Annotated in this window: 15 protein-coding genes; 12 read left to right on the forward strand and 3 right to left on the reverse strand. The window is 42.1% G+C overall.

The genetic code is table 11. The features are described from left to right. The first annotated feature begins 378 nt into the window (after nucleotides 1–378). Nucleotides 379–3,168, forward strand: coding sequence for a DNA polymerase I (gene polA, locus P2E05_RS01420; protein WP_276122982.1), 2,790 nt, complete (start codon nucleotides 379–381; stop codon nucleotides 3,166–3,168). A gap of 217 nt (nucleotides 3,169–3,385) precedes the next feature. Here the strand turns inward: polA and P2E05_RS01425 are convergent, their stop codons facing one another. Then, a complete protein-coding gene (locus tag P2E05_RS01425; RefSeq protein ID WP_230085810.1) occupies nucleotides 3,386–3,571 on the reverse strand; it encodes a hypothetical protein in 186 nt (61 codons plus the stop codon). 99 nt (nucleotides 3,572–3,670) lie between these two features. After that, nucleotides 3,671–5,023, reverse strand: coding sequence for an outer membrane channel protein TolC (tolC, locus tag P2E05_RS01430; RefSeq protein ID WP_272657833.1), 1,353 nt, complete (start codon nucleotides 5,021–5,023; stop codon nucleotides 3,671–3,673). 320 nt (nucleotides 5,024–5,343) lie between these two features. On the opposite strand from tolC, the gene P2E05_RS01435 reads away from it, so the two are divergent. Then, nucleotides 5,344–6,126 (forward strand): SDR family oxidoreductase, encoded by a 783-nt coding sequence (locus P2E05_RS01435; RefSeq protein ID WP_249999698.1) that lies wholly within the window; start codon nucleotides 5,344–5,346, stop codon nucleotides 6,124–6,126. A 532-nt stretch (nucleotides 6,127–6,658) separates the two neighbouring features. On the opposite strand, the gene yihA is transcribed toward P2E05_RS01435, so the two are convergent. After that, on the reverse strand, nucleotides 6,659–7,270 hold the full coding sequence (gene yihA, locus P2E05_RS01440; RefSeq protein ID WP_154622086.1) for a ribosome biogenesis GTP-binding protein YihA/YsxC: 612 nt from the start codon (nucleotides 7,268–7,270) through the stop codon (nucleotides 6,659–6,661). A gap of 378 nt (nucleotides 7,271–7,648) precedes the next feature. Here yihA and ppiA point away from each other — a divergent pair, with 378 nt between their 5' ends. From ppiA to nagA, 10 genes are all read left to right on the forward strand, one after another. Beyond that, nucleotides 7,649–8,221: a peptidylprolyl isomerase A gene (gene ppiA, locus P2E05_RS01445; protein WP_154622085.1), complete on the forward strand. Its 573-nt coding sequence runs from the start codon at nucleotides 7,649–7,651 to the stop codon at nucleotides 8,219–8,221. Between the two features lie 510 nt (nucleotides 8,222–8,731). Further along, nucleotides 8,732–9,505 (forward strand): transcriptional repressor AgaR, encoded by a 774-nt coding sequence (gene agaR / locus P2E05_RS01450; RefSeq protein ID WP_154622084.1) that lies wholly within the window; start codon nucleotides 8,732–8,734, stop codon nucleotides 9,503–9,505. Nucleotides 9,506–9,575: 70 nt separating this feature from the next. Continuing rightward, nucleotides 9,576–10,871 (forward strand): D-tagatose-bisphosphate aldolase, class II, non-catalytic subunit, encoded by a 1,296-nt coding sequence (locus P2E05_RS01455; RefSeq protein WP_154622083.1) that lies wholly within the window; start codon nucleotides 9,576–9,578, stop codon nucleotides 10,869–10,871. Further along, nucleotides 10,868–12,022: an SIS domain-containing protein gene (locus tag P2E05_RS01460; RefSeq protein WP_196713871.1), complete on the forward strand. Its 1,155-nt coding sequence runs from the start codon at nucleotides 10,868–10,870 to the stop codon at nucleotides 12,020–12,022. Before P2E05_RS01455 ends, P2E05_RS01460 begins: the two co-directional genes overlap by 4 nt. A 14-nt stretch (nucleotides 12,023–12,036) precedes the next feature. Beyond that, nucleotides 12,037–12,519 (forward strand): PTS N-acetylgalactosamine transporter subunit IIB, encoded by a 483-nt coding sequence (gene agaV / locus P2E05_RS01465; protein WP_154622081.1) that lies wholly within the window; start codon nucleotides 12,037–12,039, stop codon nucleotides 12,517–12,519. A gap of 10 nt (nucleotides 12,520–12,529) precedes the next feature. Continuing rightward, nucleotides 12,530–13,312, forward strand: coding sequence for a PTS N-acetylgalactosamine transporter subunit IIC (agaW, locus tag P2E05_RS01470; RefSeq protein ID WP_154622080.1), 783 nt, complete (start codon nucleotides 12,530–12,532; stop codon nucleotides 13,310–13,312). Further along, a complete protein-coding gene (locus P2E05_RS01475; RefSeq protein ID WP_154622088.1) occupies nucleotides 13,302–14,195 on the forward strand; it encodes a PTS system mannose/fructose/sorbose family transporter subunit IID in 894 nt (297 codons plus the stop codon). Before agaW ends, P2E05_RS01475 begins: the two co-directional genes overlap by 11 nt. 11 nt (nucleotides 14,196–14,206) lie before the next feature. Continuing rightward, nucleotides 14,207–14,641 carry a PTS galactosamine/N-acetylgalactosamine transporter subunit IIA gene (gene agaF, locus P2E05_RS01480; RefSeq protein ID WP_154622079.1) on the forward strand — a complete coding sequence of 145 codons (435 nt, stop codon included), beginning with the start codon at nucleotides 14,207–14,209 and terminating at the stop codon, nucleotides 14,639–14,641. A gap of 9 nt (nucleotides 14,642–14,650) precedes the next feature. After that, nucleotides 14,651–15,505 carry a tagatose bisphosphate family class II aldolase gene (locus P2E05_RS01485; protein ID WP_154622078.1) on the forward strand — a complete coding sequence of 285 codons (855 nt, stop codon included), beginning with the start codon at nucleotides 14,651–14,653 and terminating at the stop codon, nucleotides 15,503–15,505. A gap of 44 nt (nucleotides 15,506–15,549) precedes the next feature. Beyond that, nucleotides 15,550–16,698, forward strand: a complete 1,149-nt coding sequence (gene nagA, locus P2E05_RS01490) for an N-acetylglucosamine-6-phosphate deacetylase (RefSeq protein WP_163860552.1) — start codon at nucleotides 15,550–15,552, stop codon at nucleotides 16,696–16,698. The last annotated feature ends 92 nt before the right edge of the window (nucleotides 16,699–16,790 follow it).

Consider the following 16,790-nt stretch of genomic DNA (forward strand, 5'->3'; position numbering starts at 1 on the left):
TGGCGGCGGGACTTGCCGCCACATTTCACGATTCTTTACGCACCGTTATCAATATCCACAATGTCTCGCATACACTATTTTTGCGCTAGATCAATGGACTTTGCTCTAACTTATTGATTTCATTTTCTTGTTTAACTACTTGATCTTTTCTTAGTTATTGAATCTAAGGCATAACATTATTTTGCCCACAGAGTTATCCACAGGTTATTTTGTTAGGTTTCATCGTCGATAAAGGGAAAATAATCACTCAATTCCTGTCATCGTAATGGCAACATTGTCGCAAGTATCGTCGGTGAAATTGAAACTCAACGTGTATCTAAGCCCACATTGTGGCATCCTATTCATTATTCATTCCTGACAAAAAGATGATGACAGATTATGGCTCAGATAGCAGAAAATCCTCTTATATTGGTAGATGGCTCATCTTACCTATACCGCGCTTATCATGCATTTCCACCTCTGACTAACAGTGCAGGCGAACCGACAGGCGCCATGTATGGTGTGCTCAATATGTTGCGTAGCTTGATTATGCAATATCAGCCAAGCCATGTGGCTGTCGTCTTTGATGCCAAGGGAAAAACATTTCGTGATGAACTGTTTGAAAGTTATAAATCACACCGTCCTCCCATGCCGGATGATTTGCGTGAGCAAATAGCACCACTGCACGAAATGGTAGAAGCAATGGGGTTACCATTATTGGTGGTTTCTGGGGTAGAAGCTGATGACGTGATTGGTACTCTTGCAAGACAAGCGAGTCAAAAAGGGATCCCTGTCTTGATCAGTACTGGTGATAAAGATATGGCGCAGTTGGTTGAACCCAATATTACGCTGATCAATACCATGACCAATACGATATTAGGGCCACAGGAAGTGGTTGATAAATATGGTGTACCACCTGAATTGATTATCGACTTTTTGGCTTTAATGGGGGATTCTTCTGATAACATCCCAGGGGTTCCGGGGGTTGGCGAAAAAACAGCGCTTGCCTTATTACAGGGGATCGGCAGTTTAGAGAAGATTTATGATTCTTTAGATGAGATTGCGGCGCTTGGATTTAGAGGCTCAAAAACACTTGCCCCTAAAATGGAAGAAAATCGAGAAGTTGCATTCCTCTCTTATCAACTTGCAACCATTAAAACGGATGTTGAGTTAGACAAAAGCTGTGAAGAGCTTGCCATTACCAAACCAAATGCAGAAAAACTTCATCAATTGTTTAGCCGCTATGAATTTAAACGTTGGTTAGCCGATGTCGAAAATGGCACTTGGATGGAGGGGAAAAGCGCGAAGAGTAGTGCAGCAGCAAGTAAAACAGAAAAGAAAATTGAAGCTGTCATGTCTGCTCCGACACTGAGTGCGGAAAATTACCAAACGATCTTAGAAAAAGCAGATTTAGATAGTTGGGTAGAAAAATTAGCGTCAGCATCTCTATTTGCTTTTGATACTGAAACCGACAGTTTAGATACTCAAGAAGCTCACTTAGTCGGCATGTCCTTTGCGATTGAACCTGGTTATGCGGCTTATCTACCCTTAGGTCATGATTATCTCGATGCACCAGCTCAACTGCCATTAAATGATGTTTTGGCTGTATTAAAGCCGATACTGGAAAGTGAAAAAATCTTGAAAGTAGGGCAAAACTTAAAATATGACGCTGAGGTGTTACTCAATTACGATATTGAGCTTAAAGGTATTGAATTCGACACGATGTTGGAGTCGTATGTACTCAACAGCGTTGCGGGCATGGGGCGCCATGATATGGATAGCCTCGCAGAACGCCATCTTAACCATAAAACCGTCTCTTTCGAAGAAATCGCTGGAAAGGGCAAAAAGCAACTGACATTCAATCAAATTGCGTTGGAACAAGCGGCGAATTACGCAGCAGAAGATGCCGATGTGACTTTGCTACTCCATCAAGCTCTGTATCCACAGCTAGAAGCTGAGCCTAAGTTGAATAAAGTTTTCCGTGAAATCGAAATGCCTTTAGTGCCTGTTCTTGTCAGAATGGAGCGTAAAGGGGTATTAATCGATGCGGCGGTGCTAGCGGCTCAATCGAAAGAGATCACTGCACGTTTGGCGGAATTGGAGAAAGAGGCTTTTGAGCTTGCGGGTGAAGAGTTCAATCTTGCGTCACCAAAACAACTACAAGCGATTCTCTTTGAGAAACTGCAATTACCTGTTGTGAAGAAAACGCCAAGCGGCGCACCTTCCACCAATGAAGAAGTCCTTGAAGAGTTAGCACTGAATCACGCATTGCCTAAGTTATTACTTGAACATCGGAGTCTTGCAAAACTGAAGTCAACCTATACAGATAAGTTGCCGTTGATGATCAGCCCGCAAACTCAACGGGTACACACCTCGTATCACCAAGCAGTGACAGCGACAGGGCGTTTATCGTCTCGTGACCCTAACTTGCAAAATATCCCTGTTAGAACGGAAGAAGGCCGTCGTATTCGACAGGCTTTCATTGCACGTCAGGGCTATAAGGTTGTGGCGGCGGACTATTCGCAAATCGAATTACGGATTATGGCTCACTTATCACAAGATAAGGGGTTGTTAACTGCATTTGCGGAAGGTAAGGATATTCACCGTGCAACGGCATCTGAAGTATTTGGTGTGCCTTTGGATGAAGTGACGAGTGATCAGCGTCGTAGCGCAAAAGCAATTAACTTTGGTTTGATTTATGGCATGAGCGCATTTGGATTAGCGCGCCAATTGGGGATCCCTCGTGGTGAAGCGCAACGCTATATGGACCTCTATTTTGAGCGTTACCCAGGCGTGTTGCGTTATATGGAAAATACACGCCATCAAGCCTCTGAACAAGGCTATGTTGAAACTCTAGAAGGACGTCGTCTGTATCTGGCGGATATTAAATCAAGCAATGGTATGCGCCGAAAAGCGGCTGAACGTGAGGCGATCAACGCACCTATGCAAGGAACGGCAGCCGATATCATCAAGAAAGCGATGATCGCGGTGGATGCTTGGTTACAGACCGAAAAACCACATGCTGACATGCTCATGCAAGTACATGATGAATTGGTTTTTGAAGTCAAAGAGTCAGCGCTTGATAGTGTGACCGCCAAAATACGTGAGTTGATGGAACAAAGTATGCAACTTGATGTACCGTTGAAGGTTGATGTCGGTATTGGCGATAACTGGGATGAAGCCCACTAGTGAGAGTCTGAACTGAGTCGAATGCTTAATTCGACTCAGTTTTATTTAGTTATATTATCTATTGTGAAATTATATATTATTCTATTAATATTAATACATAACTCAGTACAGACGAATGTTTGGATGTTTTCTCATTAGCCATGATTTGCATTTGGGTATTAGGCTCAATCATTCCAGACCAAGATGATATACTGATGACAGTAACCCCATATTGATTCTAACGAGTATCAACTTCAGCAATTGCAACTTGCTTTCCATTAATATCTAGACGGTGATGAGCTTTTGTTTTTTGCCCTCGACTCGATGCCATTAATTTTGGAATGGTTATTTTCCGTTTTTGTGGTGAAGGCGAAATGATTAACGCTTCTCCATTTTTAATGCAATACATTTCATTTACTTTCACTGTTGATTTCCTTGAGCTCATTTTGACTTTAAAAGCAATAATGGCATAGAGCGTGATGAGTGATAAAAATGAAATTTATTAAGTTTTAATTAAAATAAATTATTGCCTTGTTGGTTCATCAATGGATATTTCATTGCCTAGCATTTTATTGATACGCTGAATGCTATTTTCGTTTAAGGAGCCTTGTAAATATTCCATTTTTAATTGGTTGGTTAAATAATCATATTGGGCATTCGATAAATTTTTTTTTGACTGATAGAGGGCGGAAGTGGCAGACAGCATATCGACAATAGTGCGCGTTCCTACTTGATAACCCGCTTCTGTGGCATCTAATGAGCTTTGTGTCGAAATGATTAGTTGCTTATAGGCTTTAATACTACTTATCGACGACAATATATTATTGTATGAAGAGCTAACTTGCTGGGTGACGTTGCGATAATCACTTTCAAGTTGCTCTGTTGCTGCCTGAAAACCATACTGAGCTTGCTTAACTTGGGAATTAACCGTATTTCCTTGATAGATTGGTAAATTTAACGAGAGGGCTGCATTATTTTTCCCTGAATGGTTATGTATTCGATGTTGGTTTTCGATATTATTCTTGTCTAGCCGAGTGTTATTGATGGCTGTAGAAGCTTCTAAAGTGACTATAGGTAAATGCCCGCTTTTGGCGAGGGATATCTTATCATTTGATATTTCTTGTATCAGGCGAGATTTTAATAAGCTAAGGTTTTTCATTCGAGCATTTTCAAGTAGAAAGGTGATATTATCGGGTTTGGCGAGTTGTAACTTATTAATATTGAGTTTTGCTAATTGAGTATATCGAACGCCACTAATTTTTCTTAATATTTCAACTGAATTCTTCAATTCGTTGTAACCTATAACCTCTTGAGCAATGATGCTGTCATAATTAGCTCTCGCATTTTGCACGTCAGTGATGGTCGTTAGCCCTACATTAAAGCGTTGTGTGGTTTGATCTAACTGATGATAAACCGCGAGTTTATGGGCTTTTATGTAAGTGAGGGCATCAATAGACTTTAAGATATTAAAGTAAGAGATAGCCGTTTCTAAAAGAAGATCTTGCTGGCTTATTTGATAGTTAATATCTGAAATAGCGGCCTGTTTTTCTTGAATAGATAGTGATTTCCACTGGGAACTATCGATTATAGCTTGTGTCATTTGTAGGGATAATGCGGAGTTTTTAATATTTTTATTATTATCTGTTTCATCCTTGTTTTTATAGCTTGAATTCGCGTTTAATTTTAATTGAGGTAGTAATGAGCTACGCTCTTCATCTATTTTTTTATAGGCTTGATAACGCTCACTTTCTGTTTTTTTTAATGTGGGGTTGTTATCTTTCGTTATTTTATAAATATCCAATAAATCCTCTGCGTTACAATTAAAACCTATAATTATTGAGCTTATTAAAATAAATAATTTAATTATTTTATTCATTGGTATTAATTCCTAATGCGTTTTTTACAGTTTCGTCTAAATGAGATGTCAGAAAGAAATTTTAATTAAATTATAGATCAGCTATTAAAATGTAAATATAAAAAATCACATTTAAAAATTTAATTTAATGTATCTGTTTTACTATGTGAGCCAACTTAATTAAGTTAGTGTACAAAATGAGATTATTTTACTATCAAATATAATGTGCATTTACTACCTAAGAACGATTGTCACAGTCCATTTTTTTCCCTCAATATAGCGTTTATGTAATCTAATATCTTTTATGGCGACAGGCTTATTTCAGAGCTAAAGGATGAATCATGGAACGCTTATTTTCTCCAACTGCATTTCAAGGGCAGGTCGTGCTAGTTACTGGTGGAGCTCAAGGTATTGGTTTAGCGATTGTTGAAGCCTTTGCTCAATTAGGGGCTTGCGTGATGATGGCTGATTTGCAGTTACAAAAGGCGCAAGCAGCCGCAGCTTCATTGGTCGCAAAAGGGTTTAACGTTCAAGCGGAAGGTTGTGACTGTGCACAGCGGCAACAAATCACCGCTTTGATAGCCAAAATAGAGTGCCAATATCATCGATTAGATGTTGTGGTACACAATGCCGCCTATTTTCCGCTAACAGAATTTATGCAAATAGATGAGGCGTTATTACAACAGACACTCAGTGTTAATTTAATGGCGCCTTTTTATTTGGCTCAAGCGGCTCAACCGATTATGCAAAGGCAGGGCGGTGGACGTATTTTAATCACCTCATCTGTCACTGGCCCTAGAGTTGCTTATCCAGGACTTACGCATTATGCGGCCTCTAAAGCGGGGGTTAATGGTTTTATTAAGTCAGCTGCATTGGAGTTAGCGCCTTTTGGGATCACGGTAAATGGCGTTGAACCGGGAATGATCCGTACACCTGCCATGGCCAATTTAGGGGATGACCAACTTAATCAAAATATAGCTAGGGCAGTGCCTCTCGGCCGTTTAGGTGAACCAGAGGATATTGCTGCTGCGATGGTATTTTTAGCCTCGCAAGCCGCAGGCTATATTACGGGACAGACGATTGTCGTTGATGGTGGGGCATTACTGCCTGAAACTGTTTTGTAGGTGAACCTGATCTCGCTCGATGCTCGACACCGATGATGTTTGCTCTGTTTTCTTTTGCGCAATTTGAAAGTGTCATGCCATAAAACATCCTTTATCTTTTTGGGTTTTTCCTGCTGTTTTTATTTGGCGGAGAACTCCCTTTTTTGTGTGTTATTTGTGCAAAACTACGTGTTTTAGCTGAGTGGAATAAAAATTTACATTACATATTAATGCGACCTATCTCTCATAAATATGTAATAAAAATACGTTTTTTAACGCATATTGCGGTTTTATATTCGCTGAATCGTAGTAAGCATTGAAAAAAAATTACATAAAAGCTTTTTTTTGCGCAAAAAATCAAGTAGAGTATACGGCGTAGGGTACAGAGGTAAGATGTTCTATCTTTCAGACCTTTTACTTCACGTAATCGGATTTAGCTGAATATTAGCTGCTCCAGTCAATATTTTGACTGGAGCATTTTTTTATTCAAAATTTGAGCTAATTGATGATATTTGCCGTTGTGCGCCGATTGACGCACAAGGATGGAAATGGATTAAACGGGTGTGCTGTACCAGCTATCGAGTTTGATACGTAATTTATCAATACCAATCTTTTTCAGTGCGGAAAAATATTCGACTTCCACATCACCCCCTAATGGTTGTAATGTTTGACGAACTTCCATTAATTGTTTTTTCCGTGCACCAGACGCGAGTTTATCAGCTTTCGTGAGGAGCACTAAAACAGGAATTTCCATCGCGATAGACCACTCAATCATTTGCATATCTAGGTCTTTCAGGGGGTGGCGAATGTCCATCAATACCACCAAGCCTTTAATGCATTCTCTTTTTTGCAGATATTCGCCGAGTGCTTTTTGCCACTTGCGCTTCATCTCTTCAGGCACTTCGGCATAACCGTAGCCCGGTAAGTCAACAAGACGAATGCCTTCTTCGACTTCAAATAGATTGATTAATTGAGTGCGTCCCGGTGTTTTACTGGTACGGGCTAAGCTTTTTTGCTGTGTCAGCGCGTTCAATGCGCTAGATTTTCCTGCATTGGAGCGGCCAGCAAAGGCAACTTCGATACCGGTATCTTTTGGTAGATGACGGATATCGGGCGCACTGATGACAAATTTTGTCATGTGATAGTTATGGTTTTTGATTGTCATAGGTGGTTCTCCCTGAGTTGACCTTTGAGGCTGAGGGATTATAGCTATTGAAGGCTGACAAACAAAGCCAAAATTAATCTATACAATTGATGATATGCGTTTAAATTTGCTATTTTTATCTCATATTTGTAGTAATTTAACCATTGTCGAGAGTTTGTAGATTATCTGACGTAAATAAAGGTAAATCTTTAGCAATATATTTAGCTTCGCTCTAGAATTGGTGAATTACACTCATCATAGTCCAAGTTTACAGCATTGCTGATGATGCTTTCAGGCTCACACTTATACGTCTAGCCATCAATTTTTTGGTGTATTAGCTGTACCTTGAATTATTTAGAGTATAATTAAGTCATTAAGCTATAGCGAAAGGGATCTTGAATGTTAAAACGAATTTTTGTGCCTTTACTCGCGGTCTGTGCTATCAGCGCGTCTTCTCTGGCATTAGCTGCGGGTGAAACCTATGTCAAATTAGTGACTTCCGCGGGAAACATTGAATTAGAACTGAATGATAAAAAAGCACCCGTAACCACTGAAAACTTCCTTCAATATGTGAATGAAGGTTATTACAACGGGACCACGTTCCACCGTGTTATTCCTGGTTTTATGATTCAAGGCGGCGGTTTTAACAAAGATCTTCAGCAAAAGCAGACACGTGGCCCCATTAAAAATGAAGCAGACAACGGTCTACGTAATTTGCGTGGAACGATTTCGATGGCTCGTACAGCGAATAAAGACAGTGCGACCAGCCAGTTTTTTATCAACGTTGCTGATAATGCCTTCTTAGACCATGGCCAGCGTGACTTTGGTTATGCCGTTTTTGGTAAGGTTGTTAAAGGAATGGATGTGGTTGATAAAATTTCTAAAGTGAAAACCGAAAACGTTGGCCCATACCAAAATGTGCCCGTTGAGCCAATCTCTATCATTTCTGCTGAAGTGATCAAAAAGCCATAATGGATAGGGTGGGTAGGTCGTGAGTATTTACCCACTTATATTCTTTCCAATATATCAAATGAGATTACGATGCGTGACATTGATTGAGTGATGTATTCACAGAGACATTGCCAATCCATGAGGATTGATTGTTTTTCTCCCTTTCCCTTCGCCATGTTTTTCTGCTTATCAGCCCGCCAGCTATTGCAACTAAATTCAATTTTGTGACCTTAATCACTGCGTGATTTGAAAACGGTTTGTTTGACGTTCTTTCGGGGCGTTTCGTTGTTAATACATTCACTAACCTAAATATTGGCCTCTATTAGGCATTTTCGTTGAAAAGTAAATTAATCAATTGAAAGGTCAGTCTTTCGATTTGAATGGAAACGAAAGGTTTTTAGTGGTTTTTTGTTCTAAAAATGAACTTTAACAAGGATCACATTTTCGATTAGCTCACTCTGCTGTAATTCATCTATGTTGTTAGCATGGTCAATCGTGATAACAAGGTACTGTTTTTTAGGAGTGATATGCATGAGTACAGATACCGTAAAAAGGCGTGAATGCATCATGGATATGTTGTGCCAAGAAGGGAGTGTACGTGTCGATGCGTTAAGCAAACAATTTAATGTTTCTAGCGTCACTATTCGTAATGATTTACGTTATCTGGAAAAAAAAGGGTGTGCCTTGCGCTCTTATGGTGGAGCAATGGTCAATCATAAATTTGCTTTCGATAGACCGTTACAGGTCAAGGGGCGCATGGACCGTGAAATTAAAACTCGTATCGCTAAAAAAGCGGCGGAGTTTGTTCATGATGGGGATTCTCTCATCATTGATTCAGGTTCAACCACAGCCGAAATTGTTCCTTTTCTAAAACAGCACCGTGATTTAGTCGTGATGACTAATGCTCTCAATATCGCATACGAACTGGCCGGTTTCGACAGCGTAGATGTTATGGTTCTTGGCGGACACGTGCGCAAAAATTCTTATTCTCTTTATGGGCCAGCTGCTGAACAGCAGTTATCGCAATATCGTTTTGATACTTTGTTTCTTGGCGTGGATGGCTTTGATCTTGAAGCAGGGATCACGACGCCGAATAGCGGAGAAGCACATCTAAACCGTGTGATGTGTGATGTTGCTCATCAAATTATTGCCGTGGCAGATGGAACTAAATTTGGACGTAAGAGTTTTTGTTTAATACGCGAAGCTAGACTGATCCATCGTCTTATTACTGATAGCCGCATTCCACTTCATTATCGCCAAGCTTTGACGGCATTTGGTGTAGAAGTCATTGTTGTTGATGAATAAGGCATATCTATTTTAATTCTTAATTAAAAACGCAACGTTTTTAATCATATCTGAGTTATTTGGAGAAATTATGCAGCCGCTATTACAGCTGATCCATCGCCATAAATCGGGCGAGGACGTTGGGGTTTACTCTGTCTGTTCCGCACATCCATGGGTATTAGAAAGTGCGATTCGTTTTGCTAAACAGCGAAATACTTCCGTGTTAATTGAAGCAACGTCTAATCAAGTTAACCAGTTTGGTGGCTATACTGGCATGTTGCCTAGCGATTTTCGTGAAATGGTTTGGCACATTGCGGATCAATTAGCGTTCCCGCGTGAGAGAGTATGGTTAGGTGGCGATCATTTAGGTCCAAATGCATGGCAAAATCGGTGTGCTGATGAGGCGATGCAACTTTCAGAAACGCTAATTTATGATTATGTTGCGGCAGGTTTTCGTAAAATTCACCTTGATTGCTCAATGTCTTGTGCGGATGATCCCATCCCTTTGAGTGATGAAGTGGTCGCTTCTCGTGCGGCAAGACTATGCCAAGTGGCGGAACGTAGCTGGCAAGATCATGGTGGTGAAGCGCCTGTTTATGTTATTGGCACAGAGGTTCCTGTACCGGGCGGTGCTAAAGAATCGATGGATGGCTTGCAGGTGACATCGCCTGAAGCGGCTAAAGCGACATTGTCTATCCATGAAAATAAGTGGCAAGAGCATGGGTTAGCTCATGTGTGGCCGCGAGTGATTGCATTGGTTGTACAACCTGGCGTCGAATTTGACCATCACAATGTTGAACATTATCACCCCGAAAAAGCGAAGGCACTTAGCCAATTTATCGAATCAGTTCCTCATATCGTTTATGAAGCCCACTCTACCGATTACCAAGCATTAAAGGCTTATCGTCAGTTAGTGCGTGATCACTTTGCAATCTTAAAAGTCGGACCGGCATTAACGTTTGCTCTGCGTGAAGGATTATTTGCACTCGATAAATTAGATCGTGAATGGAATGGTGAACGTGATGCCGCTCATTTACACGCCACTCTCGAACAAATTATGAATGAGCAGCCAGAGCGTTGGCGCCCTTATTACAAAGGTAGTGCTCACCAGCAGTACATCGACAGACAATATAGCCTAAGTGACCGTATTCGTTATTACTGGGCAGAACCTGAAGTGGAAACCGCGGTCGCTAAATTATTAGACAATTTAAGGCGCAATCCCGTTCCTATTTCAATGTTAAGCCAATACCTACCTGAACAGGCAGAAGCCGTTAAAGTCGGCGATTTAGAGAATGACCCAAAAGCTTGGGTTATGGATAAAGTTCGAGGGGTGCTCCTTCAATATGCACAGGCGTGTGAGTCTCAATCACAAGGAGTGATGGCATGAAAACCATATTGTCATATTCACCATCTTGGTTAGAACAGCATGGCGCTCTGTTTACCGCGCAAGAAATTACACACCAGCCTCGACTGTGGCGTGAACTGTATCGAGAGTTGGCAGCAAAATCAGCACAATGGCAGCCTTTTTTGGCCAAATTATTCGCCAAGCCAGACTTACAAATTGTGTTATGCGGTGCAGGATCATCGGCTTTTGCAGGGAAAGCAATGGCACCTTGGCTACGCGAATACTGTGGGTTAGACGTACATGCATATGCCTCTACCGATATCGTCCCAACCCCTTGGCACTACCTTGATAAACATAAGCCGACATTATTAGTTTCTTATGCGCGTTCGGGTAATAGCCCTGAAAGTGTGGGGGTCATCGAACTGGCCGATGAGCTACTCGACGATGTCTATCACTTGATGTTGACCTGTAATCCCGACGGCGCGCTAGCACGTTATGCGGAAGGGAAAAAGCATGTTTGTTCTTTAATCATGCCGGATGGCTCTCATGACAGCAGTTTTGCCATGACCTCAAGCTTTAGCTGTATGACATTAGCAACCTTATTACTCTTTGGTGTTCAAGACTTCACACAATCACTTAACCATGTTGAAGAGATTGCCACATTGGCAGAAACAGGCCTTTCACAATGGTTACCGATGATTCAAAGCATAACAGAGGATAGTTTTAGTCGCTTGGTTGTGCTTGGCTCAAGTTGCTTTACGGGCATAGCCGAAGAAGGGGCGTTGAAAATGTTAGAGCTAACGTCAGGGAAAGTGGCAACACGCTTTGACTCAACATTGGGGGTACGCCATGGTCCTAAATTTATGATTGATAAAGAAACATTGGTAATAGTGATGTTATCGGCTGAAGAGTATTGCCGCCGCTATGATATAGATTTGCTAAATGAGCTGAAACATGACCAACGAGCAAAGAATATTGTGGCACTGAGCAGCCAGCCTTTAGTACAGGCCGTCGAGCTTGATAGCCAACTGAATGATATTTGGTTGATATTTCCTTACCTTGTCTTTTTGCAACTTTTGGCATTTGAAGCCTCTCTTCATCATGGTTTATCACCGGATAACCCTTGCCCGACTGGTGAAGTGAATCGTGTTGTTAAAGGTGTTCAGCTATACCCATACAAATCAACAAAATAATAATAGGAGTGAGTATGTCTACCCCAAATATATTGATGACTCGTATCGATAATCGTTTGATTCATGGCCAAGTTGGTGTGACATGGACGAATTCGCTTGGCGCCAATTTGGTGGTTGTTGCAAATGATGAAGCCGCTGTCGATCCTGTCGCCCAATCTTTAATGGACATGGTGGTTTCTGATGGTGTGCAAACCCGTTATTTTACCCTGCAAAAAACCATAGATGTGATCCATAAGGCCGCGGATCGTCAAAAGATTTTCATCGTTTGTAAAACTCCTCAAGATGTACTCACCCTAGTTCAGGGCGGTGTTCCTATCAAATTTGTCAATGTTGGCAATATGCATTTCATTGAAGGTAAAAAACAAATTCATAAAACGGTCTCTGTGGATGATAGCGATATTCATGCCTTTCGCGAATTAGAAAAATTAGGGATCACTTGTGAAATTCGTCGTGTACCGGATGAGGCGGGTGAAGCCGTCTCTAAGCTAATTAGCTAAGGAGGTCAGTATGCTGGCTGACGCACTACTTATCGCTTTAATTGCGGGGATTGCTGGGGTCGATTTATTTAATGGCTTGACGCACTTTCATCGACCCGTGGTGATTGGCCCCATTGTTGGATTGATTTTAGGAGATGTTCAAACTGGATTATTAGTCGGCGGAACATTGGAATTGGTTTGGATGGGAATGGTGCCACTTGCTGGGGCTCAACCACCTAACGTCGTTATTGGCGGCATTATTGGAACAACATTTGCCATCATGACACAGGCTGATCCTAAAGTTGCTATCGGTATTGCGGTTCCATTTTCTATCGCCGTACAAGGTTGTATCACACTGTTGTTCACACTTTATTCGCCTATGATGCATAAATGCGACGAAATGGTGAAAAAGCTCAATTGGCGCGGTATTGAGATGGTGAACTATTTTGGGATCCTTATTCTATTTTCTTTCTACTTTATTGTTGCTTTCTTACCCATTTACTTTGGTGCTGATGCCGCAAGTGCCATGGTACAAAAAGCGCCGCAATGGCTTTTGGATGGGTTAGCCGTAGCCGGTGGAATGATGCCAGCGATTGGTTTCTCATTACTGATGAAAATCATGATGAAAAAGACCTATGTTGCCTATTTTATTCTTGGTTTTATTTCAGTGACATTCTTAAACATGCCTATTATCGCGGTCGCGCTGGGGGCATTCGCAATCGCACTGATTGATTTCTTCAACCGTACTCGCAATGACAACAATGATAACGGCAGCTCACCGAAAGTTGCTCAGGAGATGAATGATGGCATTTAATGACAATGATGAAGCTCTGGCAGCAAAAGCGGAGCAGCGAATGGCTCAAGCGATGGCAACGAGTCAGGTAGAGCGTGATGATTACCTTGATAGCGAACCTGCAACAGGGCTCACTAACCGTGATATTAACGTTATGGCGCTGCGCTCATTACTACTACAGGCTTCTTTTAACTATGAACGTATGCAAGCGGGCGGCTGGCTTTATACGCTGATCCCAGCACTACGTAAAATTCATAAAAAGCCGGAAGACTTATCGAATTCGATGAAAATGCACATGGAATTTATCAACGTGCACCCGTTTGATGTGACATTTTTATCGGGTTTAGTGCTGGCGATGGAGCGCAGTAAAGAGAAAATCTCGACGATTCGCGCTGTGAAAATAGCGTTAATGGGGCCGTTAGGTGGCATTGGGGATGCGCTGTTCTGGCTGACGTTATTGCCCATTTGTGCCGGTATTGGCGCCTCACTCGCTCTGCAAGGAAGTTTATTTGGTCCCATCATTTTCCTGCTGATGTTTAACATCGTGCATTTTGCGTTACGTTTTGGATTGGCTCATTACGGCTATCGAGCAGGAACAAAAGCGATAGCCATGCTAAAAGCACACACAAAGAATATTTCTCATGCAGCTTCCATTGTTGGGATGACGGTGATCGGTGCCCTCGTGGCTTCTTATGTGCATCTCTCTACACCGTTAGTCATGACGGCCGGCGAAGCTAAAGTGGCGCTACAAACAGACGTATTAGACAAACTGATGCCAAATTTATTGCCTCTCAGTTTTACATTGCTTGTCTACTGGCTAATGAAAAAGGGCTTTTCACCCGTGAAACTCATTGGTGTCACTGTGGTATTTGGCGTGCTTGGTAAATTAGTTGGATTCTTATAAGGGGTTGGCAAATGTTAGGTGTAGTGATTACAGGTCATGGGGGATTTGCGAGTGGCCTATTACAAGCAGTACAACAGGTGATAGGCCCGCAAGAACAATGTGTTGCTATCGATTTTCCTGAAGGTATGTGTACCGACACGCTCCAGCAGGCCTTAAAAAAGGCGAGCCAGCAATGTGACCGAGGGGAGGGGGTTGTTTTTCTCACTGACTTATTAGGGGGATCTCCATTTCGGCAGGCGTCATTGATGGCGCTAGAAAATGAAAATTATCAAGTTATCACCGGAACCAATATGCAAATGGCAGCAGAAATGATGCTAGAGCGCGACGGTATGTCAGTCTCCGAATTTCGAGATATGGCATTGGAATGTGGGCACCGCGGTTTAACCAGTTTGTGGCATGAGCAACAACGTGAAAAAGACGCTGTTGTGAATGATGATGGCATTTAAGGAGAGTATATGTATTTAATTTCTAACCGTGAAATGCTGAAAAAAGCACAATACCGTGGTTATGCGGTACCGGCTTTTAATGTCCATAACCTAGAAACGGTTCAAGTTGTTGTTGAAACGGCAGCAGCGATGTCATCCCCCGTTATTCTTGCCGGTACACCAAGCACTTTTACTTATGCGGGTTTGGAATACATGGTCTCAATTTGTCGTGAAGCGGCACGGGTGAACCGTCTACCTATTGCGTTGCATCTTGATCATCATGAAGAGTATGACGATATTTGCCATAAAGTCAGAGCAGGCATTCGTTCTGTGATGATTGATGGTTCTCACTTTGCTTTTGAGCAAAACATCGAAACGGTCAAGAAAGTGGTGAAGTATTGTCAAAACTATGATGTTAGCGTTGAAGCTGAGCTAGGACGATTAGGTGGGCAAGAAGATGATTTGGTCGTCGACAGTAAAGATAGCTTCTATACTGATCCGATGGCAGCAAAAGAGTATATCACGCGGACAGGCATTGATTCCTTAGCCGTCGCGATAGGGTCAGCGCATGGTTTGTACCATGGCGAACCTCACCTTGATTTTGAGCGCCTAGCAGCGATTAAGCAGCAGGTTGATATTCCTCTGGTATTACATGGGGCTTCAGGGATCCCTGAAAACATGATTAAACGGGCTATTTCGCTTGGTGTGTGTAAAGTCAACGTGGCAACAGATTTAAAAATTGCTTTTGCTGATGCTGTCAAAGCGCATTTTGCCGAGCATCCAGATGCTAACGACCCTCGCAAATATATCACACCGGGTAAAGAGGCCATGCGCAAAGTTGTTGAAAGTAAAATTACGATTTGTGGGAGTGCCGGTATGATGTAAGTGGCACTCACTTATACATACAAGAGGCATTGATAGGATGTAAGATGATTAAATCAAATAAGCAGATATATGTTCGTAGGGCATTATTGCCTTCGGGGTGGGCGGATAATGTTTTAGTCATATTGGATGATCATGGGGGTATCCAGCGTGTGATCCCGAATACGCAGTCTGCGGAACAGCCGTCGCCATTCACATTATTACCTGCACTTATTGATACCCATATTCACGGAAGCGCGGGTGCTGATGTGATGGATGCGACCCATGAATCACTCAATAATATCTCTCGTTTCTTAGCATCAAAAGGTGTTGGTGCGTTTTTGGCAACAACAGTCACTGCTCATCATAACGCTATTGAACGAGCATTGGTTCAAGTTAAAAACAGCCAAAAACAAGGTGTGGATGGTGCCGAAATTTTAGGGAGCTATCTTGAAGGGCCATTTTTTACGGCACAACATAAAGGGGCTCATCCACAACATTTATTACATCAACCGGAAAAAGCGTTATTACAGCGATGGATAGCGGTTGCAGAAGGTAGTTTAAAATGTGTGGCGCTAGCCCCTGAGCATCCAACGTCACTTGAGCTAATACCTTGGTTAAAGTCACAAGGAGTGCGTGTCATGATTGGTCATTCAAGTGCAGATTATGCATTAACGCAACAAGGGTTAAATCAAGGTGCGGATGGGGTTGTCCATTGCTACAACGGAATGAATGGTCTACACCACCGTGAGCCGGGTATGGTTGGTGCTGCATTAACTCACGACCAATGTCAGGTGGAATTAATCTGTGATGGTCACCATGTGCATCCAGCTGCAATCAACGTGGTTTACCGCTGTTGTGGAGAACGTTTGTTGTTGATTACAGATGCAATGCGTGCGGCCGGCATGCCAGATGGTGAATACTCTCTCGGTGAAATGACGGTTCAGATGAAAAATGGTGTCGTTCGAACAGAAAGCGGTAGTCTCGCGGGGAGTACCTTGACCTTAGAACGGGGAGTGAGCACGCTACAGCAAGCTTGCAATATATCTTTCGCACAAGCATGGCTACATGGCAGTTTATATCCGGCAAAAGCGTTAGGGATTGCTGACCGTTTGGGTTCCATCGCGCCTGGTAAGCAAGCGAATTTAACACTCTGTGATACCGCAGGAGAAATACAGGCTACTTTTGTGCAGGGTAAGTTGGTTTTTCAGCGATAAACTGATTTAGGGTATGTGATGTCATACCCTAAAGCTGAAATCGTTTAATCGAATGAATGCTTGTAGAGTTAAGAATTATTATTTTATTAATT

It is taken from the genome of Providencia stuartii (genome assembly GCF_029277985.1).
Classification (GTDB): domain Bacteria; phylum Pseudomonadota; class Gammaproteobacteria; order Enterobacterales; family Enterobacteriaceae; genus Providencia; species Providencia zhejiangensis.

Coding starts and splice junctions, on each gene's coding strand:
- P2E05_RS01455 (WP_154622083.1), top strand. CDS start 9,576: ATGCAGCCGCTATTACAGCTGATCCATCGCCATAAATCGGGCGAGGAC.
- P2E05_RS01485 (WP_154622078.1), top strand. CDS start 14,651: ATGTATTTAATTTCTAACCGTGAAATGCTGAAAAAAGCACAATACCGT.
- P2E05_RS01475 (WP_154622088.1), top strand. CDS start 13,302: ATGGCATTTAATGACAATGATGAAGCTCTGGCAGCAAAAGCGGAGCAG.
- tolC (WP_272657833.1), bottom strand. CDS start 5,023: ATGAATAAAATAATTAAATTATTTATTTTAATAAGCTCAATAATTATA.
- polA (WP_276122982.1), top strand. CDS start 379: ATGGCTCAGATAGCAGAAAATCCTCTTATATTGGTAGATGGCTCATCT.
- ppiA (WP_154622085.1), top strand. CDS start 7,649: ATGTTAAAACGAATTTTTGTGCCTTTACTCGCGGTCTGTGCTATCAGC.
- P2E05_RS01460 (WP_196713871.1), top strand. CDS start 10,868: ATGAAAACCATATTGTCATATTCACCATCTTGGTTAGAACAGCATGGC.
- P2E05_RS01435 (WP_249999698.1), top strand. CDS start 5,344: ATGGAACGCTTATTTTCTCCAACTGCATTTCAAGGGCAGGTCGTGCTA.
- agaF (WP_154622079.1), top strand. CDS start 14,207: ATGTTAGGTGTAGTGATTACAGGTCATGGGGGATTTGCGAGTGGCCTA.
- agaV (WP_154622081.1), top strand. CDS start 12,037: ATGTCTACCCCAAATATATTGATGACTCGTATCGATAATCGTTTGATT.
- agaR (WP_154622084.1), top strand. CDS start 8,732: ATGAGTACAGATACCGTAAAAAGGCGTGAATGCATCATGGATATGTTG.
- nagA (WP_163860552.1), top strand. CDS start 15,550: ATGATTAAATCAAATAAGCAGATATATGTTCGTAGGGCATTATTGCCT.
- agaW (WP_154622080.1), top strand. CDS start 12,530: ATGCTGGCTGACGCACTACTTATCGCTTTAATTGCGGGGATTGCTGGG.
- yihA (WP_154622086.1), bottom strand. CDS start 7,270: ATGACAATCAAAAACCATAACTATCACATGACAAAATTTGTCATCAGT.